At 72.6% G+C, this 21,934-nt stretch carries 21 protein-coding genes and 1 tRNA gene; 9 read left to right on the top strand and 13 right to left on the bottom strand.

Translation table 11 applies throughout. From position 1 onward, the window contains the following. Positions 1 to 4: 4 nt before the first annotated feature. The 3 genes from CSC62_RS12615 to CSC62_RS12605 all read right to left on the bottom strand — a co-directional run bounded on the left by CSC62_RS12615 (position 5) and on the right by CSC62_RS12605 (position 2,515). Positions 5 to 1,204, bottom strand: a complete 1,200-nt coding sequence (locus CSC62_RS12615; RefSeq protein ID WP_162406925.1) for an AGE family epimerase/isomerase — start codon at positions 1,202 to 1,204, stop codon at positions 5 to 7. 163 nt (positions 1,205 to 1,367) lie between these two features. Continuing rightward, the gene (locus CSC62_RS12610; RefSeq protein WP_162406924.1) at positions 1,368 to 2,414 is read right to left on the bottom strand and encodes a LacI family DNA-binding transcriptional regulator; all 1,047 of its coding nucleotides are present in this window, start codon (positions 2,412 to 2,414) and stop codon (positions 1,368 to 1,370) included. A gap of 24 nt (positions 2,415 to 2,438) precedes the next feature. Beyond that, positions 2,439 to 2,515 (bottom strand) — tRNA-Arg (locus CSC62_RS12605). 91 nt (positions 2,516 to 2,606) lie between these two features. On the opposite strand from CSC62_RS12605, the gene ubiA reads away from it, so the two are divergent. Continuing rightward, the gene (gene ubiA / locus CSC62_RS12600; protein ID WP_162406923.1) at positions 2,607 to 3,521 is read left to right on the top strand and encodes a 4-hydroxybenzoate octaprenyltransferase; all 915 of its coding nucleotides are present in this window, start codon (positions 2,607 to 2,609) and stop codon (positions 3,519 to 3,521) included. Between the two features lie 3 nt (positions 3,522 to 3,524). Here the strand turns inward: ubiA and CSC62_RS12595 are convergent, their stop codons facing one another. After that, positions 3,525 to 4,091 (bottom strand): HdeD family acid-resistance protein, encoded by a 567-nt coding sequence (locus CSC62_RS12595; protein ID WP_162406921.1) that lies wholly within the window; start codon positions 4,089 to 4,091, stop codon positions 3,525 to 3,527. A 46-nt stretch (positions 4,092 to 4,137) separates the two neighbouring features. Next, positions 4,138 to 4,908, bottom strand: a complete 771-nt coding sequence (locus CSC62_RS12590) for a ComF family protein (RefSeq protein ID WP_246194408.1) — start codon at positions 4,906 to 4,908, stop codon at positions 4,138 to 4,140. A gap of 53 nt (positions 4,909 to 4,961) precedes the next feature. On the opposite strand from CSC62_RS12590, the gene bioB reads away from it, so the two are divergent. From bioB to bioC, 4 genes are all read left to right on the top strand, one after another. Then, on the top strand, positions 4,962 to 6,011 hold the full coding sequence (gene bioB, locus CSC62_RS12585) for a biotin synthase BioB (protein WP_162406919.1): 1,050 nt from the start codon (positions 4,962 to 4,964) through the stop codon (positions 6,009 to 6,011). Between the two features lie 34 nt (positions 6,012 to 6,045). After that, positions 6,046 to 7,236, top strand: coding sequence for an 8-amino-7-oxononanoate synthase (bioF, locus tag CSC62_RS12580; RefSeq protein WP_162406917.1), 1,191 nt, complete (start codon positions 6,046 to 6,048; stop codon positions 7,234 to 7,236). Between the two features lie 154 nt (positions 7,237 to 7,390). Next, positions 7,391 to 8,155, top strand: coding sequence for a pimeloyl-ACP methyl ester esterase BioH (gene bioH / locus CSC62_RS12575; protein ID WP_162406915.1), 765 nt, complete (start codon positions 7,391 to 7,393; stop codon positions 8,153 to 8,155). A 23-nt stretch (positions 8,156 to 8,178) separates the two neighbouring features. Continuing rightward, positions 8,179 to 9,063 (top strand): malonyl-ACP O-methyltransferase BioC, encoded by an 885-nt coding sequence (gene bioC / locus CSC62_RS12570; protein WP_162406913.1) that lies wholly within the window; start codon positions 8,179 to 8,181, stop codon positions 9,061 to 9,063. 10 nt (positions 9,064 to 9,073) lie between these two features. Here the strand turns inward: bioC and CSC62_RS12565 are convergent, their stop codons facing one another. The 3 genes from CSC62_RS12565 to CSC62_RS12555 are packed head-to-tail and all read right to left on the bottom strand — an operon-like array spanning position 9,074 to position 11,119. Next, positions 9,074 to 9,502 (bottom strand): ketosteroid isomerase-related protein, encoded by a 429-nt coding sequence (locus tag CSC62_RS12565; RefSeq protein ID WP_162406911.1) that lies wholly within the window; start codon positions 9,500 to 9,502, stop codon positions 9,074 to 9,076. 52 nt (positions 9,503 to 9,554) lie between these two features. Then, positions 9,555 to 10,166: a YdcF family protein gene (locus tag CSC62_RS12560; RefSeq protein ID WP_162406969.1), complete on the bottom strand. Its 612-nt coding sequence runs from the start codon at positions 10,164 to 10,166 to the stop codon at positions 9,555 to 9,557. Next, positions 10,163 to 11,119 carry a pyridoxal-phosphate dependent enzyme gene (locus tag CSC62_RS12555; protein ID WP_162406909.1) on the bottom strand — a complete coding sequence of 319 codons (957 nt, stop codon included), beginning with the start codon at positions 11,117 to 11,119 and terminating at the stop codon, positions 10,163 to 10,165. The genes CSC62_RS12560 and CSC62_RS12555 overlap by 4 nt, the downstream gene beginning before the upstream one ends. 146 nt (positions 11,120 to 11,265) lie before the next feature. Between CSC62_RS12555 and CSC62_RS12550 the strand changes: the two genes are divergently transcribed. The 3 genes from CSC62_RS12550 to CSC62_RS12540 all read left to right on the top strand — a co-directional run bounded on the left by CSC62_RS12550 (position 11,266) and on the right by CSC62_RS12540 (position 15,079). Next, complete coding sequence (locus tag CSC62_RS12550) at positions 11,266 to 11,976, top strand: hypothetical protein (RefSeq protein ID WP_211369001.1); 711 nt, start codon at positions 11,266 to 11,268, stop codon at positions 11,974 to 11,976. Positions 11,977 to 12,414: 438 nt separating this feature from the next. Then, a complete protein-coding gene (gene mnmG, locus CSC62_RS12545) occupies positions 12,415 to 14,310 on the top strand; it encodes a tRNA uridine-5-carboxymethylaminomethyl(34) synthesis enzyme MnmG (RefSeq protein WP_162406907.1) in 1,896 nt (631 codons plus the stop codon). Between the two features lie 73 nt (positions 14,311 to 14,383). Then, on the top strand, positions 14,384 to 15,079 hold the full coding sequence (locus CSC62_RS12540; RefSeq protein ID WP_162406905.1) for a glutathione S-transferase: 696 nt from the start codon (positions 14,384 to 14,386) through the stop codon (positions 15,077 to 15,079). Positions 15,080 to 15,101: 22 nt separating this feature from the next. On the opposite strand, the gene CSC62_RS12535 is transcribed toward CSC62_RS12540, so the two are convergent. Together CSC62_RS12535 and CSC62_RS12530 are read right to left on the bottom strand one after the other, a co-directional pair. Further along, entirely contained in the window at positions 15,102 to 15,635 is a 534-nt protein-coding gene (locus CSC62_RS12535; RefSeq protein ID WP_162406903.1) for a rhodanese-like domain-containing protein, read from the bottom strand. Between the two features lie 61 nt (positions 15,636 to 15,696). Continuing rightward, positions 15,697 to 16,014, bottom strand: a complete 318-nt coding sequence (locus CSC62_RS12530; RefSeq protein WP_162406901.1) for an ArsR/SmtB family transcription factor — start codon at positions 16,012 to 16,014, stop codon at positions 15,697 to 15,699. Between the two features lie 84 nt (positions 16,015 to 16,098). Between CSC62_RS12530 and CSC62_RS12525 the strand changes: the two genes are divergently transcribed. After that, on the top strand, positions 16,099 to 16,455 hold the full coding sequence (locus CSC62_RS12525) for a carboxymuconolactone decarboxylase family protein (protein WP_162406899.1): 357 nt from the start codon (positions 16,099 to 16,101) through the stop codon (positions 16,453 to 16,455). A 61-nt stretch (positions 16,456 to 16,516) separates the two neighbouring features. Here CSC62_RS12525 and CSC62_RS12520 read toward each other — a convergent pair whose 3' ends face one another. From CSC62_RS12520 to CSC62_RS12510, 3 genes are all read right to left on the bottom strand, one after another. Beyond that, positions 16,517 to 18,895 carry a Tex family protein gene (locus CSC62_RS12520; protein ID WP_162406897.1) on the bottom strand — a complete coding sequence of 793 codons (2,379 nt, stop codon included), beginning with the start codon at positions 18,893 to 18,895 and terminating at the stop codon, positions 16,517 to 16,519. 88 nt (positions 18,896 to 18,983) lie between these two features. Continuing rightward, positions 18,984 to 19,676, bottom strand: a complete 693-nt coding sequence (locus tag CSC62_RS12515) for a hypothetical protein (RefSeq protein WP_211369000.1) — start codon at positions 19,674 to 19,676, stop codon at positions 18,984 to 18,986. A gap of 49 nt (positions 19,677 to 19,725) precedes the next feature. Then, positions 19,726 to 21,873 (bottom strand): S46 family peptidase, encoded by a 2,148-nt coding sequence (locus CSC62_RS12510; RefSeq protein ID WP_162406895.1) that lies wholly within the window; start codon positions 21,871 to 21,873, stop codon positions 19,726 to 19,728. Positions 21,874 to 21,934 lie beyond the last annotated feature (61 nt).

Below are 21,934 nucleotides of genomic sequence, written 5' to 3'. Positions count from 1 at the left end.
CGCCTCAGAGCGCCTTCAGCACTTCGTAGCAGGCGCCCATGGTGTGGTAGTCGGTCTTGCCCGCCGGGCTCTTCTCGTCGGTGAGCTTGCGGTTGTCGCGGCCGAGGATGCGGTACCAGGCGCCGTGGCGGTGGTCGACGAAGTGGGTCCAGCTGTAGTCCCACAGGCGCTGGTACCACTGCCAGTAGCGCGCCTCGCCGGTGCGCGCGCCGAGCAGGGCGGCGGTGGCCAGCGACTCGGCCTGGACCCAGAAGTACTTGTCTTCGTCGTAGAAGCCGCCCTCGCGGTCGTTGCCGTAGACCAGGCCGCCATGCTCGGGGTCCCAGGCCATGGCCACGGCGCGGTCGAACAGGTCGCGCGCGCGCGGCAGGTGGGCGGGGTCGGGCGCATGGCGGTCGAGGATCAGCAGCAGCTTGGCCCATTCGGTCTGGTGCCCCGGCTGGAAGCCCCAGGGCCGGAAGATGTTGCTGCGGTCGCCGCGGTTGTACTCCCAGTCCGGCGACCAGTCGCGGCGGTAGTGCTCCCAGACCAGGCCGCCGGCGAGCGCGGCCTGGCGGCCGGTCATGTTCCGCGCCAGCAGTTCGGCGCGGCGTAGGTAGCGCTCCTCGCCACTGGCCTCGTACGCGGCCAGCCAGGCTTCGCAGGCGTGCATGTTGGCGTTCTGGCCGCGGTAGGCCGAGACGTTCCAGTCGGCGTCGGCCTCGTCCGCGTACAGCCCGTGCCGCGGCTCCCAGAAGTGGCGTTCCATCAGCTCCCAGGTCTCGGCGATCCAGGCGCGCGCCTCCTCCATGCCTGCTTCCAGCGCCTTGGCGTAGGCCAGGACCACGAACGCCAGGCCGTAGCAGTGGTTGGTCGCATCGACCACCTCGCCGTCGCGCAGCAGCCAGGCATAGCCGCCGGTGTCCGGGTTGCGGTGGGCCTGGCGCAGGAAGTCGATGCCGTGCCGGACCGCGTCGCGGTAGGCCGGCTCGCCGAAGTGCTGCCAGGCCATCGAGTAGTTGAAGACGAAGCGGGTGCTGCTCACCAGGTGCCGGGTGTGCGGGTCGTAGACCGTGCCGTCGTCCTTGAAGAACTGGAAGAAGCCGCCGGCCGGATCGATGCAGCGCGGGTGATAGAAGGCCAGGGTCTCGCGGACGTGGCCGAGCAGGAAGTCGCGCGAACGGAAATCGGGCTGGCGAAGCGGGGCGGCCTGTTCCTGGCTCATGCGTGGTCGTTTCCGCGGCGGATCGGGGAAGGAGATGCGTGCCCGGAAACCGCCGGATCGCAGGCAAGGTAAGGTTACCACCGGTATCGCGCACAGGCGTGCGGCAGTGCCGCATGCGGCACCGACGAAGATTCTGCGATCAGGACGAGTGCCGCCCGCGCGCTCAGGCGCCGGCGGGCGCCGAGGACTGGCGCTTGACCAGCGCGTGCTTCATCACCTGGTGCACGGCGTCGTGGTGGCGCCCGCCGCGGCGCGCGCGCAGCTCCTCCAGCATCAGCGACACCGCGGCCTTGCCCATCGCCGTGACCGGCTGGCGGATGGTGGTCAGCTCCGGCCACAGGGTGGTGGCCATCGGCGTGTCGTCGAAGCCGACGATGGTCAGCGCCTCGGGGATGCGCAGGCCCATGCCATGGGCCACGGCCATCGCCGCGGCGGCCATGTCGTCGTTGCTGCAGAACACCGCGGTCGGGCGCTGCGGCAGTTCGAGCAGCTGGCGGGCCGCGCCCAGACCGGAGCGGTAGGTGAACATGCCCACCGCCAGGCATTCCTCCGGCACCGCGATCCCAGCCTCGGCCATGGTGTCGAGGAAGGCCTGGCGGCGCAGCTGCGCCGGGGTGTGGGCCGGATCGCCCTGGATGAAGCCGATCCGGACGTGGCCCAGCTCGAGCAGGTGCCGGGTCATCGTCCGCGCGCCCTGGTAATCGTCGATCCGCACCGAGGACACGCCTTCGACCGGCGCGCCGGTGGCCACCGCGACCACCGGGATGCCGCGCTCGTCCAGCTCGCGCAGGGTCTGCGGCGAATCGCACAGTGGCGGCGGCAGGATCACCCCGTCCACCCCGGCCTCGAGCAGGCGCTCGGTGGCCGCGCGCTGGCTGGCGATGCCGCCGCACTTCTCCACCAGCACCTGGGTGCCGGCCAGGCTGCTCTGCTCGAGGATGCCGAGCATCAGCTCGTTGAGATAGGCCGCCGACGGATTGCTGTAGAGCACGCCGATGCGCGCCGTGCCGGCGGTGCGCAGCGAGCGGCCGGCGAGGTTGGGACGATAGCCGAGGGCCTGGACCGAAGCCTGCACCCGTTCGCGCAGGTCCTGGCCGACCCGGGGATTGCCGTTGATCACGCGCGAGGCGGTCATCGGCGAAACGCCTGCATGCTTGGCCACGTCGAGGATCGTCACCGAACCTGGCTTCTGGCGTTCGCGCTTGGGCATTCGCTCTGGTGGCACGGGTGCGGATGGCGCGCCTGGAGGGATTCGAACCCCCGACCAACGGCTTCGGAAGCCGCTACTCTATCCGGCTGAGCTACAGGCGCGTGGCCGGCTAGTGTAGCGGAAAACGCCGTTCCGGAACGCCGTTCCGTTTGCAGGCGGAGGAACGGGGCGGTGAGTCGATAGAATCCGCCCATGTCCTACGAACGCTACGAGACTCCCGTCCCGGTGCCCGTGCCGCGCTGGCGCGAGCGCCTGGGCCAGTACTGGAAGCTGGTCCGCGGCGACCGCCCGATCGGTTCGCTGCTTTTGCTGTGGCCGACCTGGTGGGCGCTATGGCTGGCCGCGGGCGGGATGCCGCCGTGGTGGACCCTGTTCGTGTTCACCGCCGGGGTCTGGCTGACCCGCTCGGCCGGCTGCGTGATCAACGACTACGCCGACCGCTGGCTGGACGGCAAGGTCGAGCGCACGAAGGAGCGGCCGCTGGCCACCGGCGCGGTCTCCGGGCGCGAGGCGCTGGCGGTGTTCGCGGTGCTGATGCTGGCCGCCTTCGCCCTGGTGCTGACCCTGAACCGGCTGACGGTGTGGCTGAGCTTCGCCGGCCTGTTCCTGGCCGCGACCTATCCCTATCTCAAGCGCTACACCTACCTGCCGCAGGTGTACCTGGGCATGGCCTTCGGCTGGGGCATCCCGATGGCCTTCGCCGCGGTCCAGGGCGAAGTGCCGGCGCTGGCCTGGCTGCTGTACTGCGCCAACATCCTCTGGGCCACCGCCTACGACACCTGGTACGCGATGGTCGACCGCGAGGACGACATCCGCGCCGGGTCGAAATCCACGGCGATCCTGTTCGGCGACTTGGACCTAGTGGCGCAGGGCGTGCTCTACGCGCTGGTGTTCCTGGCCCTGGCCCTGGCCGGGCGCAGCGCCCAGCTCGGTGCGGCGTACTGGGCGGGCCTGGCGTTGGCGCTGGCGCTGGTGGTCTGGGAGTTCCGGATCGCGCGCGGGCGCGAGCGCGGACCGTGCTTCCGCGCCTTCCTGCACAACAACTGGGTCGGCGCGGCGGTGTTCGCCGGGATTGCCGGGCACTACCTGCTGGCCGGGCGCGGCTGAAGATCAGCCGGGCAGCACGATGGCCGCGCGGGCGCGGCGCCGGATCCACCAGGCCAGGGCCAGCTGCAGGCCGCCGTAGACCAGCGCGCCGATCGCGACCCAGAACGCTACGGTCGCCAGGGCCAGCCCCGGCCGGGCCACGAACAGCACCCCGAGCAGCGCGGCCAGCACGCCGCTGAGCGCCAGCAGCCAGTTGCCGCCGAGCAGGTGCCGCAGCTGCACCGCGAATACGATCCGCGACAGCCCGGCGATCATCAGCCACAGCGCCAGCAGCCAGACCAGGACTTCGGCCACCAGGCGCGGGTCCACCAGCGCCAGCACCCCGAAGGCGATCGAACTGGCGGCGTAGACCAGCAGCAGCCAGTTCGGCAGGGCGATGTCCTTGCGGAACACGCTGAACAGGCTGATCGCGCCATCGACCAGGGCCAGCACGCCGAAGCCCATCACCATCACCAGCACGGTCGATTCCGGCTGGAACAGGGTGAACAGGCCGAAGCCGACGGCGGCCAGGCCGTAGAGCGCGAACGGCCACCAGCTGCGGTTCCGGGGTGTGGGGCGCGGCGTCGACATGGCCACGGGATACTCCGCCGTGCCGAAGCCTGTCAAATCCCTCCGATCAAGGCACCCGCGCGCAGACCCAGGCATCCACCCGCGTCACGCCTGCGCGGCGCAGGGCGGTGGCAGCCGCATGCAGGGTCGCGCCCGTGGTCATCACGTCGTCGACCAGGGCCACGTGTGCGGGCAGCGATACACCGCCGGCGACCTGGAAGGCGCCGCGCAGGTTGCGCCGCCGCGCCGCCGCGTCCAGTTCGGACTGGGCCGCGGTGGCGCGGATCCGGCGCAGCGCGCCGGGGTGCAGCGGCAGCTGCAGCCGCCGGGCCAGCGGCCGCGCCAGTTCCAGCGCCTGGTCGTAGCCGCGGCGGCGCAGGCGGCCGCGGTGCAGCGGCACCGGCACCAGCGCCTGCGGCCGTGCGGCCGTGGCGAAGGCGTCGGCCATCAGCCGCGCCAGCAGGCGGCCGGCGGCCAGGTCCTGGTGGAACTTGAAGCGCGGCAGCAGCCGGTCCAGCGGCGGGGCATAGACGAAGGCGGCCTGCACCGCGTCCAGCGGCGGCGGCCGGCGCTGGCAGGTTCCGCACACCCGGTCCGGGTGCAGGTCCGCGGGCGGCAAAGGCAGGGCGCAGTGCCGGCAGGCGTCGCGATTGGACGGCAGCGACCTTCGGCAGGCGGCGCACAGGTCCAGGCCGCCCTCGCCGGGCTCGGCGCAGAGCAGGCAGCGCGGTGGCAGCAGCTGGTCGGCGGCGGCCCGCAGCCACGTGCGCAGGCGCGACCGGATCGGGTCCGTGCCGTAAACCGGAGAAGCGCATCCGTGGTTGACAGGGCTGGGCATGCTTTCCAGACTGCCGGCGCCCGGCCTCGGCCGCCGTCAGGAAACCGCTCCCCGTGACTTCGGAAATCCGCCACGACTGGCGTCGCGAGGAACTGCTCGCGCTGTTCGACCTGCCCCTGCCCGAGCTGCTGTTCCGCGCCGCGGCGGTGCATCGCGAGAACTTCGACCCGGCCGAGGTCCAGGTCTCGACCCTGCTCTCGGTCAAGACCGGCGGCTGCCCGGAGGACTGCGGCTACTGCCCGCAGGCCCAGCGCTACCACACCGGGGTGGACGCGACCAAGCTGATGGACACCGAGCAGGTCCTGGCCAAGGCCCGCCAGGCCAAGGCCGCCGGCGCCTCGCGCTTCTGCATGGGCGCGGCCTGGCGCTCGCCCAAGGACCGCGACATCCCCAAGGTGGCGGCGATGATCGCCGGGGTGAAGGCGATGGGCCTGGAGACCTGCGCGACCCTGGGCATGCTCTCGCCCGGGCAGGCGCACGCGCTGCGCGACGCCGGCCTGGACTATTACAACCACAACCTGGACACCGCGCCGGAGTTCTACGGCGACGTCATCCGCACCCGTCAGTACCAGGACCGCCTGGACACCCTGGAGCACGTGCGCGACGCCGGGCTGAAGACCTGCTGCGGCGGCATCGTCGGCATGGGCGAGACCCGCGAGCAGCGCGCCGGCCTTTTGCAGGCGCTGGCCAACCTGCCGGCGCACCCGGACTCGGTGCCGATCAACCAGCTGGTCCAGGTCGCCGGTACCCCGCTGGCCGGGACCGAGGCGCTGGATCCGTTCGAGTTCGTGCGCATGGTCGCCGTGGCCCGGATCGCGATGCCGCGCTCGATGGTGCGGCTGTCGGCCGGGCGCGAGCAGATGGGCGACGAACTGCAGGCGCTGTGCTTCCTGGCCGGGGCCAACTCGATCTTCTACGGCGAGAAGCTGCTGACCACCGGCAACCCGGACACCGAGCGCGACCAGGCCCTGTTCGCGCGCCTGGGCCTGCGGCCCATGTCGCTCGTCCAGTGTGACCACGATCACGGAACCGAATCGGTTGCGGGCGGTACCGTGCATGCCGACATCACCGCCCCGGCGCCGGCCTGCGAGCGCGCCGCCTGAGCGGCCGCACGGCTCCCGGGGGGGAGGGACCCACATGGCGCGCACCGACATCCACGAACGCATCCTCGCCCAGCGGCGCCTGCGCACTGCCCAGGGCCGGCTGCGCCAGCGCCGCACCGTCGCCCGCCGCGACGGCGTGCGCCTGGAGGTCGACGGCCGCTGGCTGACCGGCTTCTGCAGCAACGACTACCTGGGCCTGGCCTCGCAGTTCGAGGTCGGCGCGGCGCTGCAGGATGCGGCCGCGCGCGAGGGCGCCGGCTCCACCGCCTCGCACCTGGTCTGCGGTCACCACGCCCTGCACGAGCAGCTCGAGCGGGAAATGGCCGACTGGCTGCAGGTGCCGCGCGCCCTGCTGTTCGGCAGCGGCTTCGCCGCCAACCTGGCGGTGCAGCAGGCGTTGCTGGAGGACGAGGACGTCTGCGTCCAGGACCGGCTCACCCCCGCCAGCCTGATCGACGCCACCCGCCTGGCCGGCTGCCGCCTGCGCCGCTACCCGCACCTGGACCCGGAAGGCGCGATGCGCCAGCTGCGCAACGCCCCGGGCGGCGCGGCCATGCTGGCGACCGACGGCGTGTTCAGCATGGACGGCGACGTCGCGCCCCTGCGCGCGCTGTCGCTGGTGGCGCGCACCCAGGAGGCCCTGCTGTACGTGGACGACGCCCACGGCATCGGCGTGCTCGGCCCGCAGGGCCGCGGCACCGTGGCCGAGGCCGGGCTGGGCGTGCGCGAAGTGCCCTTGCAGCTGGCGACCCTGGGCAAGGCCCTGGGCGGCTACGGCGCGGTGGTCGCCGGCGACGCCGACCTGGTCGAGCACCTGGCCGGCAGCGCGCGGCCCTACCTCTACACCACCGCGTTGCCGCCGGCGCAGGCCGCCGCCTCGCTGGCCGCGCTCAAGCTGGCCCGCCGCGACGACTGGCGGCGCGAGCGCCTGCGCGAGCTGATCGAGCAGTTCCGTACCGGCGCCGGCCGCCTCGGTCTGGACCTGATGGCCTCCTCGACCCCGATCCAGCCGGTGCTGTGCGGCGACGAATCGGTGGCCACCGCGATGTCGTCCTCGCTGGAGGACGCCGGTTTCCTGGTCACCGCGATCCGCCCGCCGACCGTGCCGGAGGGCCGCTCGCGCCTGCGCGTGACGCTCTCGGCCCTGCACACGCCACAGCAGGTGCAGGCGTTGCTGGTGGCGATCGCCGACGCCCGCGAGCGGGCCGACCGCGCCGCCGCCTGACGGCTTTCCCTTCCCCTGCGGGGTAAAGGCGTGTTGCTTGCGAGCCAGTGGCTCGCACACGCCTGAACGGCCGGCGCGCTGCGCCGGGCCGGGGCGCGGATCGAGGTGCTCCGAAGGGGCGGATGAGGGCCGGGCGTCCTGCGACAATGCGCGCATGCACATCGAAACCCATGGCCAGGGCCCGGACCTGGTCCTGATCCACGGCTGGGCCCTGCACGGCGGGGTGTTCGCGCCGCTGGTCCAGCGCCTGACGCCGCGCTTCCGCCTGCACCTGGTCGACCTCCCCGGCCACGGCCACAGCCGCGATCCGGACGAGAACCTGGACCTGCCCGCGGTGGTCAGCGCGATCGCCGCGCGGGTGCCGCCGGCGATCTGGCTGGGCTGGTCGCTGGGGGGCCTGTTCGCGCTGCGCGCCGCGGCCACCCTGCCGACCGTGCGCGGCCTGGCCATGGTCGCGGCCACGCCGCGCTTCGTCCGCGGGCCGGACTGGCCGCACGCGGTCGAGGCCAGCGTGTTCGCCCGCTTCGGCGAGGAGCTGGGCCGCGACTACGCCGGCACCCTGGACCGCTTCATCGCCCTGGACACGCTCGGTTCCGAGCATGGCCGCGCGGAACTGAAGACCCTGCGCGCGCTGCTGCACGCGCGCGGCGAACCGGATCCGGCCGCCTTGCGCGCCGGCCTGGCCCTGCTCGACGGCAGCGACCTGCGCCGCAGCCTGCCCGGCTTGCGCGTGCCCAGCCTGTGGCTGGCCGGCGGCCGCGACCGCCTGGTAGATCCGAAGGGCATGGCCGCGGCGGCGGCACGGGCGCCGGAGGCGCGCTTCGTCGAGCTGGCCGGCGCCGGGCACGCGCCGTTCCTCGGCCATGTCGACGCGGTGGCGGCGGAACTGGCCGCGTTCGCCGACAATATCGGCCCCTGAGTCCCGGCCGCACCGCTTTCCCGATGGAATCCCTGTTCGATCCCCGCCAGGTGCGCCGCGCCTTCTCGCGCGCCGCCGACGGCTACGACGCGGCCGCGGCGCTGCAGGCCGAGGTGCGCGCGCGCCTGCTCGAATCGCTGGAATACCTCGACGGGCGGGTGCCGACGGTGGCGCTGGACCTGGGCAGCGGCACCGGCCATGCGGCGGCGGCGATGAAGAAGCGCTGGCCGAAGGCGCAGGTTGTCGCCATCGACCTGGCCCTGCCGATGCTGCGCCAGGCCAGGCAGCAGGCCGGCTGGTGGAAGCCGTTCTCGCGGGTGTGCGCCGATGCGCGCGCCCTGCCGCTGGCCGAGGGCAGCGTGGACGTGGTCTTCAGCAACCTGTGCCTGCAGTGGGTCGAGGACCTGCCGGCGGTGTTCGCCGGACTGCGCCGGGTGCTCAAACCGGGCGGCCTGCTGCTGTGCTCGAGCTTCGGCCCGGAAACGCTGGCCGAACTGCGCGAGGCCTTCGCCCAGGCCGATGCCGCCCCGCACGTCAGCCCGTTCGCGTCCATCGCCCAGTTCGGCGATGCGCTGATGGCGGCCGGTTTCCGCGATCCGGTGCTGGACCGCGACCTGTTCACCCTCACCTATCCGGACCTGCCGGCGCTGATGGGCGAGCTGCGCGCGATCGGCGCGACCAACGCCCTGGCCAGCCGCCGCCGCAGCCTCACCGGGCGGGCGCGCTTCGCCGCGGCCGCGGCCGCCTACGAACCCCTGCGCGACGCCGAAGGCCGCCTGCCCAGCAGCTGGGAAGTGGTCTACGCCCAGGCCTGGGCGCCGGCGCCGGGTGCGCCGATCCGCGAGGGCGGCCACGAGATCGCGGCGGTGCCGCTGTCGGCGATCCCGATCCGCCGCCGCCAGCCCTGAGCGGCGACCGTCAGCCGGAAACCTGAGCGATCCAGTCCTGCAGGTTGTAGTAGTTGCTGACCCGCGCGATGCGCTCGCCGCGGATGTCGAAGAACGCGCCGCCGGGCAGCACGTATTCCTGCCCGCGCGCCGGCGGCAGGCCCTCGTCGTCCTTCAGGTACTGGCCGTGGACCACGTACTCGGCCGCGGCGCGGTCGCCGTCGGGCGAGGCCAGGACCACGATGTCCTCCAGCCGCTCGCGGTAGCTGGCGTCCATGCTCTGCATGAAGGCGGCGAAGGCGGCCTTGCCGTTCTCGCGCGCGCCCTGGTTGAGGTCATGGACCACGTCGTCGGCGAGCAGGGCGAGCATGGCCTGGCGGTCGCCGCGGTTGAACGCGGCGTAGTAGGCCAGCACCAGCTCGGTGGCGCGGTCCTGGCGGCGGGTGCCATCGATCCTCATGGAGCAGCGCCTGCGTGCGTGGGGGCCGACATGATAGCCCCGCGGCGCCGGCTCAGGCCGCGCGCAGGACCAGGTCGCGGTGGAAGAAGTAGACCTCCTGCAGCAGGAACTTCCACTGGGTCTGCACGCTGCGGAAGCGCGTGCTCGGGGTCGGCGAGCCGACCGCCTCGATCCCCAGCTGCCGGCACAGGCGCAGGGCGCGGGCCATGTGCAGCGGATCGCTGACCACGATCGCCCGGCGCAGGCCGTGCTCCTGCATCAGCGTGCGCGCCTGCTGCAGGTTCTGCAGGGTGGTGCGCGAGCTGGCCTCGATCAGGATCGCCGACTCGGGGATGCCGTGGCGCAGGGCGTAGCGGCGCGCGACCTGGGACTCGGCGAAGCGCGCGCCGGTGCCGTAGCCGCCGGTGAACAGCAGCACCGGCGCATGGCCGCGGCGGTACAGGTCCAGGCCGTGGCGGATGCGTTCCTCGAACACCGGCGAAGGCCGCGCGTCGTAGGCCGCCGCGCCCAGCACGATGATGGCGTCGGCCGCGCCGGCCTGGTCGCGCTGGCCGACCCAGACGATCCAGGCCGCCACCGCCGCCAGCCACAACAGCAACAGCAGCGCCAGCCGCCATAGCCAGCCCAGGGCGCCGCGGCGGCGCGCCCGGTGGCCGCGGTTCAGTGCCGCCACGGCAGCGCCTCCAGGTCGACGTTGCCGCCGCTCAGGACCACGCCGACGCGGCGCCCGGCGAAGCGCGCCGGCTCGGCCAGCACCGCCGCCAGGGCGATCGCCGACGAAGGTTCGACCACCTGTTTGAGCACCTGCCAGGCCAGCTTCATCGCCGCCACCGTGGCCGTGTCCTCGACCACCACCGCCTCGGCGCCGGCGGCGCGCAGCAGGGCGAAGTTCGGCGCGCCCAAGGCGCCGCGCAGACCATCGCAGAGGGTGTCGGGAACGAAGTCCGGATCGCGCGCGCCGGTGGCCAGGGCATGGGCGGTATCGGCGGCCCCGGCCGGTTCGGCCAGGACCAGGCGGCAGCCGGGCGCGACCGCCGCCAGCGCCAGCGCGGTGCCGGCGGCCAGGCCGCCGCCGCCGACCGGCACCACCATGATTTCGGGCGCGCCGGCCTCGCCGACCAGTTCCAGGGTCGCGGTGCCCTGGCCGGCGATCACCTGCGGGTCGGCGTAGGGATGGATCAGGGTGGCGCCGGTGGCGGCCTGGACTTCGGCGCAGGTGGCCTCGCGCGCGGCCTGGGTCGGCTCGCAGCGCCACAGGGTGGCGCCATGGCGCTGGATGTTGGCCAGCTTGGCGGCCACCGCGCCGGCGGGCACGACCACGTGGCAGGGGATGCCGCGGCCGCGTGCGGCCAGGGCCAAGGCCGCGCCGTGGTTGCCGGAGGAGTGGGTGACCACCCCGCGCGCGGCCACGTCGGCGGGCAGCGCCCACACCGCGTTGCAGGCGCCGCGGAACTTGAACGCGCCGCCGCGTTGCAGGTGCTCGGCCTTGAACGCCAGTTCGCAGCCGGCGATCGCGTCCAGGCTGTGCGAACGCAGCACCGGCGTGATTTGCGCGTGCCCGGCGATCCGCGCGGCGGCGGCGAGGACGTCGTCGGGAACGGGCAGGTCGGGAGCCATGCACGAAGGTTAACGTATCGGCGGCGTCGCCCAGAATGGAACGGCGGCTGTACCGTTCATGGCGGGTACGCCCGCGCAGGAAGGGTTAAGCACGGATTCAATGCCTGGCGCCGAAGCTGCAGGCTCGAGGCAAAGGGGGATGTCCCATGCGATTCCGACCGTTGACCGCGCTGGCACTGACCCTGGCGCTGGGCGGCTGCGCCACTTATGGCTACGTGGACGATGGCGGCGGCTACTACCGCGGCCAGCCTTCCACCGTCTACCGCTACTACGACGAATACGGCAATCCGTACGCCGGCCCGTACTACGGCTACAGCCCGGGCGTGTCGTTCGGGCTCAGCTATGGCTATCCCTCGTACTACTACCCGTACCGGGGCGGCTACTACGGTCGGCCGCCGATCTACTACCCGGTGCAGCCGCGCCCGCCGCGCCCCCCACGCCCGGATTACGGCCACGGCCACGGCCAGAACCACGGCAACGGACCGGACCGGCCGCCGCCGCCGGTGAGCGGCAACAACCGGCCGCCTCGCCCCGATCGCGCGCCCTGGCGCGACCTGGACCGGCTGCGCCGGGCCGACGGCCCGGGGCCGATGCCGCGCCAGGCCAACAGCCCGGGCCGGGCCGTGGTTCCGGCCAGCGTCCCGGCGACCCGGACCCTGTCCGCCCAGCCGCGCCCGTCGTCGGTTCCGCCGGCAGCCGCGCCGGTCCGGGTGCAGCGTCCGGCCCCGGCGATGGCGCCGCGTCCGGCGCAGCAGTCGCGGGCCGAACCGGCGAGGCCACGCAGCGCGGATCGTCCGGCCCAGTCGCGGCCCGAACCGCGTTCCAGGACTGTGAATCGCGACTCGCTGGAGCGCTGAAAATCCCCTTGCGTTGGCCTGCGTCTGGACGCAAGCTAATCCGCAGTGACCATGCGCGTCAGCTTCTGACCCGTCTGGCTGGTCCATGTCGATGTCCGGCAGGGAAATCTGGATCCCCCCTGTTCCGGCCCTGTCGGACGTCGGCACCCTTTCGCAGCCCGGCTTCGGCCGGGCTGCGTCTTTCCGGGATACCGCGGGCAAAAAAGGGGCCGGCAGTCCCCCGACTACCGGCCCCCGTGCTTCCCCGCCGCGCGCGTGGCTGGCCCCTGTTCCAATTCCAGCCGCGCCCCTGACGCATGCCGCGGCGGGTGCATGAGGGTTTCAGCAGGAACCATGCCAACCCGCGCGGGCGGAGCCGGGGGACACCGGCGGTAAAATCCCCGGCCTCCGGCCCGCCGCCGCTTCCGCCCCTTCATCCCGCGCCGTACCGCCATGCCCATGAACGACTTCCACCGCTACGACGTGATCGTGATCGGCGGCGGCCACGCCGGCACCGAGGCCGCGCTGGCGGCCGCGCGCAGTGGCACGCGCACCCTGCTGCTGACCCACAACATCGAGACCGTGGGCGCGATGAGCTGCAACCCGGCGATCGGCGGGATCGGCAGGGGCCATCTGGTCAGGGAGATCGACGCCCTCGGCGGGGCGATGGCGCACGCCGCCGACCTGGCCGGCATCCAGTGGCGCACCCTCAACGCCAGCAAGGGCCCGGCGGTGCGCGCCACCCGCTGCCAGGCCGACCGCGCGCTGTACCGCCAGGCGATCCGCCGGATCGTGGAGAACCAGCCTAACCTGACCGTGTTCCAGGCCGCGGTGGACGATCTGCTGATCGGCGAAGGCGCGGGCGACGCCGTGCGCGGGGTCGTGACCCAGACCGGCCTGCGCTTCGAGGCGTCCGCGGTGGTGCTGACCGCCGGCACCTTCCTCGCCGGCAAGATCCACATCGGCCCGACCCAGTACGCCGCCGGGCGCATGGGCGACCCGCCCTCGACCACCCTGGCCGCGCGCCTGCGCGAGCGCCCGTTCGCGATCGACCGGCTCAAGACCGGCACCCCGCCGCGGATCGACGGGCGCACGCTTGATTACTCGGTGATGGAAGCGCAGCCGGGCGACGATCCGCTGCCAGTGATGTCGTTCCTCGGCCGGGCCGGGCAGCATCCGCGCCAGGTGCCGTGCTGGATCACCCACACCTCCGAGCGCACCCACGAGATCATCCGCGGCGCGCTGGACCGCTCGCCGCTGTACAGCGGCCAGATCGAAGGCATCGGCCCGCGCTACTGCCCCTCGATCGAGGACAAGGTGGTGCGCTTCGCCGAGAAGGCCAGCCACCAGATCTTCGTCGAGCCCGAGGGGCTGGACGTGGCCGAGATCTATCCCAACGGCATCTCCACCTCGCTGCCGTTCGACGTGCAGCTGGAGCTGGTGCGCTCGATCCGCGGCTTTGAGCGTGCGCACATCACCCGGCCCGGCTACGCGATCGAATACGACTTCTTCGACCCGCGCGGGCTCAAGCCCACCCTGGAGACGCGGCTGGTGCCGGGACTGTTCTTCGCCGGCCAGATCAACGGCACCACCGGCTACGAGGAGGCCGCCGCCCAGGGCTTGCTCGCTGGCCTCAACGCCGCCCGCCACGTGCGCGGGCAGGACGGCTGGTCGCCGCGCCGCGACCAGGCCTACCTGGGCGTGCTGGTCGACGACCTGATCACCCACGGCACCAGCGAGCCCTACCGCATGTTCACCAGCCGCGCCGAGTACCGGCTGCAGCTGCGCGAGGACAATGCCGACCTGCGCCTGACCGCGATCGGCCGCGACCTGGGCCTGGTCGACGACGCGCGATGGGCGCGCTTCTGCGCCAAGCGCGAGGCGATCGAGGCCGAGACCGCGCGCCTGCGCGCGCTGTGGGCGACGCCGGGCAACGCCCTGGGCCGCGAGGTCGAGGCGCAGCTGGGCGTGGCGGTGAGCCGCGAGACCAATGCCCTGGACCTGATCAAGCGTCCCGAGCTGGGCTACGCGATGCTGATGACGGTGCCGTCGCTGGGCCCGGGCACGGACGATGCGCAGGTGGCCGAGCAGGTCGAGATCGGGGTCAAGTACGCCGGCTACCTCGAGCGCCAGCGCGAGGAGATCGCGCGCCAGCGCCGGCACGAGGAGACCGCGATCCCCGAAGGCTTCGACTACGCCGGCGTGCGCGGCCTGTCGGCCGAGGTCCGGCAGAAGCTCGAGCGCGTGCGCCCGCTGACCCTCGGCCAGGCCCAGCGCATCCCCGGCATGACCCCGGCGGCGATCTCGCTTTTGCTGGTGCACCTGGAGCGGGCGCGGCGCAGCCGGGTGGCCTGAGCGGCGCCGGGCCTGCCGCGACTTATGATGGCCGGGTCCGTCGCCCGGCCGGCGACGCCCTGCGGAACCGCCGATGTACAGGCTCTACGTCGCCAACCGGAACTACTCCTCGTGGTCTTTGCGGCCGTGGCTGCTGCTGCGGGTACTGGACATCGCCTTCGAGGAACGGCGGGTGCCGTTCCACGACGCCGCGGCCTGGGAGCGCCTGCGCGCTCTGGCCCCCAACGGCAAGGTGCCGTGCCTGGTGGACGGGATCACGGTGGTCTGGGAGTCGCTGGCGATCGTCGAATACCTGGCCGAGCGCCACCCCGGGGTGTGGCCGCAGGACGCGGTGGCCCGCGCCTGGGCGCGCAGCGCCGCGGCGGAGATGCACGCCGGCTTCGGCGAGCTGCGCAGCCGCTGTTCGATGAGCTGCGGGGTGCGCATCCGCCTGCACGAGACGCCGCCCGCGTTGCTGCGCGACCTGGCCCGGGTCTCGGCTCTGTGGAGCGAGGGCGTGGCGCGTTTCGGCGGGCCGTTCCTGGCCGATGCGGCGTTCAGCGCGGTGGACGCGTTCTACGCGCCGATAGCCTTCCGTTTGCAGACCTTCGGCCTGGAGCTGCCGGATCCGGAGGCCAACGCCTACGCGCAGCGCCTGCTGGAGCTGGAGCCGATGCAGGACTGGTACGCGCAGGCGCTGGCCGAGGACTTCCGCGACGCGCCGCACGACGCCGAGCTGGCCGCATCCGGCGTGCTGCTGCAGGACCTGCGGGTGGCCGAAGCCGGCTGAAGGGACGCCGGCGCCGCGGCCTTCAGCCGGCCGGCGCGCGCCAGCGCCGGTTCCACGGCATCCGCGCCAGCAAAAGGGCCATGCCGCAGAAGCCGGACAGGCCGGCGAACATCAGGCCGGCGCCGAGGAAGCCGGTCAGCAAAAGGAACCACGGGGACGCCAGCGCCGCCAGCACGCTGCCGAGCAGCAGCAGGCCGCCGACCGCGATCTGCACCTGGCGGTTGAGTTCCAGCGGCGCGCCGGCATCGGCCGCGACCGGCAGGCCGGCGCGCTTCCAGGCGTCCAGGCCGCCTTCGACGATGTAGGCCTCGCAGCCGTTCGCGGCCGTTTCCAGCGCTGAAGCATGCGCCTGGGTGCGCAGGCCCGAGCGGCAGTGGAACAGCACGGCGCGGTTGTCGGGCCGGGCCAGCTGCGGCGCTCGGTCCAGCTGCGCCAGCGGGATGCAGTACGCGCCGGGGATGCGCTCGCGCGCATGTTCGTCGGCGTTGCGGATGTCCACCAGCAAGGCGCCCTGGTCGAGCAGGGCGCGGGCGGCGTCGGGAGCGATGGTCTTCATCGATGCAGCTCGCGGTTCGGGGAGGAGGTGGAACGGGGAAGCGGCCGGTGCCCCGGCCCGCTCAGGGACAGAACACCGACTTGAGCGCGGCCACCAGGGTTTCCACCCGCGGGTCGGCGATCCGGTAGTGCATCGCCTGGCCCTCGCGGCGGCAGGCGACCAGGCCGTCTTCGCGCATCCGCGCCAGGTGCTGGGACAGGGCCGACTGGCTCAGCTCGACCTGCTCCAGTAGCTGGCCGACGGTCAGCTCGCCGTGGCCGATCAGCAGGCACAGCACCAGCAGGCGCTGGTCGTGGCCGAGGGTGCGCAGCATCGCCGCCGCTTCGGCGGCGCCCTGCTGCATGAACGTGCGGTCCTTGCGGGTGATGGGCGGGCTCATGTGGCTAGTATATTAGAAATATCTAATTTAGGATAGTCTAAACAAAGAGGCCGCCACTGCGGTCGCCACGAACCAGGAGAAGTGATGAGCACCCCGTCCTACCAGGAACTGACCCGCGACATCTCCCGCAACCTGACCGGGTTGCGCACCCACAATGCCGACGTGATGCAGGGCTTCGGCGCGCTGAGCAAGGCGGCGATGGCCGCGGGCGTGCTGGACGAGAAGACCAAGGAACTGATCGCCATGGCCATCGGCGTGGCCAGCCGCTGCGACGGCTGCCTGGGCTTCCATGCCAAGGCGCTGGTGCGGCTGGGCGCCACCCCGGAGGAGTTCCGCGAGATGCTGGGCGTGGCGGTCTACATGGGCGGCGGCCCGTCGCTGATGTACGCCGCGCACGCGCAGGCGGCGTACGACGAGTTCGCCAAGGCCGCGGCCGGCTGAGCGCAGATCGTCATCCCGTGCAGGAGCCGCCGGAACCGGCTCCTGCGGGAACAACCGGCCCTCAGGACCGGCGCAGGCCCTTCAGCGCATCGGCCATCGCGCTGTTGAACGGCGCGGCCTGCGGCTGCGGACGCGCGGCGCCGCCACGGCTGCGGTCTTGGCCGCGTGGATCGCGCTGCGGCGCGCCCGGCCGGCCGCCGTCGCGGCGTCCATCGCGCTCGCCCGCCGGACGTGCGGCCGGCTGCCCCGGTTCGTCGTCCAGGCGCCGGGTCAGGGCGATGCGCTTGCGCGCCACATCCACCTCCAGCACCTTGACCTTGACGATGTCGCCGGCCTTGACCACCTCGCGCGGATCCTTCACGTAGCGGTCCGACAGCGCCGAGATGTGGACCAGGCCGTCCTGGTGCACGCCGATGTCGACGAAGGCGCCGAACGCGGCGACATTGCTGACCACGCCCTCCAGGACCATGCCCGGACGCAGGTCCTTGATGTCCTCGACGCCGTCGGCGAACTTGGCCGCCTTGAACTCCGGGCGCGGGTCGCGGCCGGGCTTCTCCAGTTCCTTCAGGATGTCGCGCACGGTGGGTTCGCCGAAGCGCTCGTCGGTGAACTGGGCCGGCTTGAGCGAGCGCAGGAAGGCGGTGTCGCCGATGATCTGCTTCACCTGCCTGCCGCCAGCGGCGAGGATGCGTTCCACCACCGGATAGGCCTCCGGGTGTACCGAGGACGCGTCCAGCGGCTGCTCGCCGTCGGCGATGCGCAGGAAGCCGGCGCACTGTTCGAAGGTCTTCTCGCCCAGCCGCGGCACCTTGAGCAGGGCCTTGCGCGAGGGGAAGGCGCCGTTCTGGTCGCGGAAGCTGACGATGTTCTCGGCCACGGTCGTCGACAGCCCGGAGACCCGCGCCAGCAGCGCCGCCGAGGCGGTGTTCACGTCCACGCCCACTGCGTTCACGCAGTCCTCGACCCGGGCGTCCAGCGCGCGCGCCAAGCGGTACTGGTCGACGTCGTGCTGGTACTGGCCGACGCCAATGGCCTTGGGTTCGATCTTCACCAGCTCGGCCAGCGGATCCTGCAGGCGCCTGGCGATCGAGACCGCGCCGCGCAAGGAAACGTCCAGGCCCGGGAATTCCTTCGCCGCCAGTTCCGAGGCCGAGTACACCGAGGCGCCGGCCTCGCTGACCACGATCTTCTGCGCCTTCAGTTCCGGCACCAGCTTGAGCAGGTCGCCGGCCAGCTTGTCGGTCTCGCGCGAGGCGGTGCCGTTGCCGATCGCGATCAGCTGCACGCCGTGGGCCAGGCAGAGCTTGCGCAGCGAGGCCAGCGAAGCGTCCCACTGGCGCCTGGGCTCGTGCGGATAGATCGTGTCGGTGGCGACCAGCTTGCCGGTGGCGTCGACCACGGCGACCTTAACCCCGGTGCGCAGGCCCGGGTCGAGTCCGAGCACGGCCTTCGGCCCGGCCGGCGCGGCCAGCAGCAGGTCCTTGAGGTTGTCGCCGAACACGGCGATGGCCTCGGCCTCGGCCTTCTCGCGCGCCTGGTTGAACAGGTCCAGCAACAGGTGCAGGTGGATCTTGGCGCGCCAAGCCAGGCGGCAGGCATTGCGCAGCCAGGCGTCGGCAGGACGGCCGCGCTCGGCGATGCCGGCGTGCAGGGCGATCCGGCCTTCGGCGTAGGCATTACCGGCCTCCGCGTCGCTGCCCGGGTCGAGCTCGAGCTGCAGGAATTCCTCGCGGCGGCCGCGGAACAGGGCCAGCAGGCGGTGCGAAGGGATCTTCGCCAGCGGCTCGGCGTGGTCGAAGTAGTCGCGGTACTTCTCGCCGGCGGCCTCCTTGCCCTCGACCACCTTCGAGCGGATCACGCCCTCGCGCTCCAGCCAGCCGCGCAGCTCGCCGAGCAGGGCGGCGTCCTCGCCCCAGTGCTCGATCAGGATCGCGCGCGCGCCTTCCAGCGCGGCCCTGGCGTCGGCCACGCCCTTGTCGGCGTCGACGAAGCCGGCGGCGAACTCCTCCGGCACCCGCGCCGGATCGGCCAGCAGGCCGTCGGCCAGCGGCTCCAGCCCGGCCTCGCGCGCGATCTGGGCGCGGGTACGGCGCTTGGGCTTGTACGGCAGGTACAGATCCTCCAGCCGCGACTTGCTGTCGGCGGCCTCGATCTCGGCGCGCAGCTCGTCGCTCAGCTTGCCCTGTTCGTCGATGCTGGCCAGGATCGCGGCGCGGCGTTCCTCCATCTCGCGCAGGTAGCCCAGGCGCACTTCCAGGTTACGCAGCTGGGTGTCGTCCAGGCCGCCGGTGACCTCCTTGCGGTAGCGCGCGATGAAGGGCACGGTCGCGCCCTCGTCGAGCAGGCCGACGGCGGCCTGCACCTGCTGGGTCTGCGCGCCGATCTCTTCGGCGATGGTCTGGGCGATCTTGCGCGCGAGCGCGGCGGACATCTGGGTCATGGACGGCGGTTTCTGCGGCGGAAGAGCGGAGGCCGATTGTGGCAACCGCGCCGCGGCGATCCAAGCCGTTGACAAGCCCGTACGGAGCTCAGCGCCCCGCGGCCTGCGCCTCCGGGGCCAGGGTCTGCACCACCTTGCCCTGGGCGTCGAGGAACTCGATCGCGCCGTAGCCCTCTTCGGTGACGGTCAGGCGCAGGCGCGGCCGGTCCTGGCGGTCGGCCAGGGCGATCGCCGGGGTGCCGTCGGCGGCCACGGTCAGGGCGATCCGGGTGGCGGCGTCGGTGCCGGGCACGATCCGGTCGCCGAGCGCTGCTTCGCGGCGGATCGTGGCGCGCTGGTTCATGCTGAAGGCGATCGTGCCGTCCGGCATCACCCGCCAGCCGACCGCGTCGCCGTTGACGTGGTCCTGGGCCAGCACGGTGGCGCTGCCCTCGATGTCGGCCACGCCGTAGCCGCCGCGTTCGTTGCCCTGGGCGTCGAACACCACCATCCCGGCCACCGGGAAGGCGCGCTTGTACTGGATGCCGTCGATGATCGGCGCCGGGGTCGGCGAGGCCAGCGACAGCCGGATCACGTTGTTCTCGTCGACCACGTCGATCCGCCGCACCACCAGGCGTTCCTGGTCCACCGCCTCGACCCGGGTCTGCGGCGTGCGGTCGGCGATCATGCCTTCGAGCTTCTCCAGCGGGATGGCGCTGGGCGGATCGCCGGCCCAGGCGGGTGCCGAGGCGGCCAGGCAGAGGCCGGCGAGGGCGAGACGGAACGGGCCGGTCATGGGCATGCGGATCTCCTTGTCGTTGGAATTAACGCGGGCGGTCGCGACGGGACGCTCAACCGTCCAGCCCCATCTCGCGCAGCACGTGCGGTGCCGGATACACCTTCTCCATCAGCCAGCGCATGTAGCGCAGGTCCACGTGCACGGCGCGCTTGTAGCGCGGATCGAACCACCAGCTGGCGCTGACCGCCTCCCAGTTGCTGTCGAAGTTCAGGCCGATCAGTTCGCCCTTGGCATTGACCACCGGCGAGCCGGAGTTGCCGCCGGTGGTGTCCAGGTTGGTGAGGAAGTTCACCGTCTGGGTGCCCAGCGCCGGATCGACGGTGGCGCCGAAATCGCCGGCGGCGATCGCGTCCAGCAACGGCCGTGGCGCGTCGAACGGCACCTGGCCGGTGTTCTTCTCCACGATCCCGGCCACCGTGGTCACCGGAGCGAAGGCGACCGCATCGCGCGGCGCCAGCGCTTCCAGGCGGCCGTAGCTGACCCGCAGGGTGCCATTGGCGTCCGGATAGACCGCACCGCCGGCGCGCTGGCGCCAGGCAGTGAGCGCACGCATGTAGGCCGGACGCAGGCGCAGCTGCTCGCCCTCGCGCGCCTTGCGCTCGGCTTCCAGGCGCAGCTGCGCCGGCACCAGGCGCGCGGCCAGCGCCAGCAGGGGATCGGCCTCCATGGGCCGCGCCTGGCGCGCGGCTTCCAGGCGCGACAGCCGCGCCTGCTCGGTGCCCAGAGTGGTGGCGCCATACAGCGCATCGAGGGCCTGTTCCAGTTCTTGCGGAGTGCGGCCGAAGGCTTCGTCGAACTCGGCCACGCGCTGCTCCGGCGGCAAGGCCTGGTAGCGGCCGAGCAGGGTGGCCAGCAGGGCCTTCTCCACCTGCGGGTCGTAGCGGCGCTGGACTTGCTTCAAGGTGCCCTCGAGCAGGGCCAGGTCGCGCGCCTGGTAGCCGCTCTCGCGTCCCGCGTCGGGCTTGGCCGATTCGATCCGCAGCCGTTCCAGCAAGAGGGCCGAGCGCAAAAGCTGGGTCTGGCTGGCGACCAGGCCTAGCAGGAAGTCGCGCTCACGCACCTGCGAGCCCTGGGCCAGCACCCCGGCCAGGGCCTCGATGGCGCGGCGGTCGCCGCCGCCGGTCGCGGCGAGCATCGCCTGCTCGTCGGCCGCGCGCAGGCGGGCGGCGTCGCTGCGGCGCAGGCCGTCCAGCTCGCCGGCGGCGCGCTTGCGGTTGTTCTTCAGCGATTGCACCTGTGAGGCGTAGCGGGTGGCCGCTTCGGCATCGCCGGCGCTGCCGCGCCCGATCGCTTCCAACAGCTGGTCGAACACCGCGACCCGGGTCGGCAGGGTCCACTCGACCTGCTCGGCGAACTCGGCCGCGGTGCGGTGGCGGTAGGTGATGCCGGGATAGCCGGCGAGCATGGCGAAGTCGCCCGCCTGCGGCCCTTCGCGCGAGACCTGCAGGTGCGACGGCGGCTGGTAGGGCACGTTATCCGGGGAATACGCGGCCGGCCTGCCGTCGCGGCCGACGTAGGCGCGCAGCAGGGTGAAGTCGCCGGTGTGGCGCGGCCACATGAAGTTGTCGATCTCGTCGCCGTAGTTGCCGATCGCCCGCGGCGGCGCGTAGACCAGGCGCAGGTCGCGCAGCTCCAGCTGGCGGATGCGGTAGAACGCGGTGCCGTAGTACATGTTGGCCACGCTGCAGCGGATCCCGGCCTCGCGCTCGCAGTCGGCGACGATGCGCTTGCTGGCCGCGTCCACCGCTTCGTAGTAGGCGCGTCCCTTGAGCCCGCGCGCGCCGGCCAGGACCTGGCCGCTGACGTCGTCGAAGCCGACCGTGACCAGCACCCGGAAGTCGGGGTTGGCCGGCAGCTCGCCGGCGCGGTCGGCGGCGACGTAGCCGTTGTCGATCAGGTTGCGCTGCGGGCTGCTGTTGTACTGGATCACGCCGTAGGCGACGTGGTGGTTGGTCAGCACCAGGCCGTCGGCGGAGACGAAGGCGCCGGTGCCGCCGCCGGCGCGGACCACCGCGTTGAGCGGCGCCGCGGTGAGGTCGGCCAGCGTCGCCGGGTCGCCGGCATAGCCGGCCTGGCGCAGCTGCGCGGCCAGCTGCGGCAGCTGCGAGGGCATCCACATGCCTTCGTCGGCATGGGCGGCGGCACCCGTGCCGGCGAGCAGCAGGGCGGAAAGCAGGGTGACGCAACGACTGGGCGACATCGGCAAGTCCATCGGAATGCAGACCGGGGACGGTAGCGGCGCACGCCGGCGCGGACAACCG

This window comes from Pseudoxanthomonas jiangsuensis (assembly GCF_010093185.1).
Classification (GTDB): Bacteria; Pseudomonadota; Gammaproteobacteria; order Xanthomonadales; family Xanthomonadaceae; genus Pseudoxanthomonas; species Pseudoxanthomonas jiangsuensis.
Note: the sequence above shows the minus strand (reverse complement) of the source record. Positions and strands in the feature narration are given on the sequence as shown.

Excerpts from the sequence above, each read along its gene's own strand:
- CSC62_RS12510 (WP_162406895.1), bottom strand. The coding sequence starts at position 21,873 with ATGTCGCCCAGTCGTTGCGTCACCCTGCTTTCCGCCCTGCTGCTCGCC.
- bioH (WP_162406915.1), top strand. The coding sequence starts at position 7,391 with ATGCACATCGAAACCCATGGCCAGGGCCCGGACCTGGTCCTGATCCAC.
- CSC62_RS12565 (WP_162406911.1), bottom strand. The coding sequence starts at position 9,502 with ATGAGGATCGATGGCACCCGCCGCCAGGACCGCGCCACCGAGCTGGTG.
- CSC62_RS12525 (WP_162406899.1), top strand. The coding sequence starts at position 16,099 with ATGAGCACCCCGTCCTACCAGGAACTGACCCGCGACATCTCCCGCAAC.
- bioC (WP_162406913.1), top strand. The coding sequence starts at position 8,179 with ATGGAATCCCTGTTCGATCCCCGCCAGGTGCGCCGCGCCTTCTCGCGC.
- ubiA (WP_162406923.1), top strand. The coding sequence starts at position 2,607 with ATGTCCTACGAACGCTACGAGACTCCCGTCCCGGTGCCCGTGCCGCGC.
- bioF (WP_162406917.1), top strand. The coding sequence starts at position 6,046 with ATGGCGCGCACCGACATCCACGAACGCATCCTCGCCCAGCGGCGCCTG.
- CSC62_RS12515 (WP_211369000.1), bottom strand. The coding sequence starts at position 19,676 with ATGCCCATGACCGGCCCGTTCCGTCTCGCCCTCGCCGGCCTCTGCCTG.
- CSC62_RS12540 (WP_162406905.1), top strand. The coding sequence starts at position 14,384 with ATGTACAGGCTCTACGTCGCCAACCGGAACTACTCCTCGTGGTCTTTG.
- CSC62_RS12555 (WP_162406909.1), bottom strand. The coding sequence starts at position 11,119 with ATGGCTCCCGACCTGCCCGTTCCCGACGACGTCCTCGCCGCCGCCGCG.
- CSC62_RS12530 (WP_162406901.1), bottom strand. The coding sequence starts at position 16,014 with ATGAGCCCGCCCATCACCCGCAAGGACCGCACGTTCATGCAGCAGGGC.
- CSC62_RS12520 (WP_162406897.1), bottom strand. The coding sequence starts at position 18,895 with ATGACCCAGATGTCCGCCGCGCTCGCGCGCAAGATCGCCCAGACCATC.
- CSC62_RS12595 (WP_162406921.1), bottom strand. The coding sequence starts at position 4,091 with ATGTCGACGCCGCGCCCCACACCCCGGAACCGCAGCTGGTGGCCGTTC.
- CSC62_RS12535 (WP_162406903.1), bottom strand. The coding sequence starts at position 15,635 with ATGAAGACCATCGCTCCCGACGCCGCCCGCGCCCTGCTCGACCAGGGC.
- CSC62_RS12610 (WP_162406924.1), bottom strand. The coding sequence starts at position 2,414 with ATGCCCAAGCGCGAACGCCAGAAGCCAGGTTCGGTGACGATCCTCGAC.
- CSC62_RS12590 (WP_246194408.1), bottom strand. The coding sequence starts at position 4,908 with ATGCCCAGCCCTGTCAACCACGGATGCGCTTCTCCGGTTTACGGCACG.
- mnmG (WP_162406907.1), top strand. The coding sequence starts at position 12,415 with ATGAACGACTTCCACCGCTACGACGTGATCGTGATCGGCGGCGGCCAC.
- CSC62_RS12550 (WP_211369001.1), top strand. The coding sequence starts at position 11,266 with ATGCGATTCCGACCGTTGACCGCGCTGGCACTGACCCTGGCGCTGGGC.
- CSC62_RS12615 (WP_162406925.1), bottom strand. The coding sequence starts at position 1,204 with ATGAGCCAGGAACAGGCCGCCCCGCTTCGCCAGCCCGATTTCCGTTCG.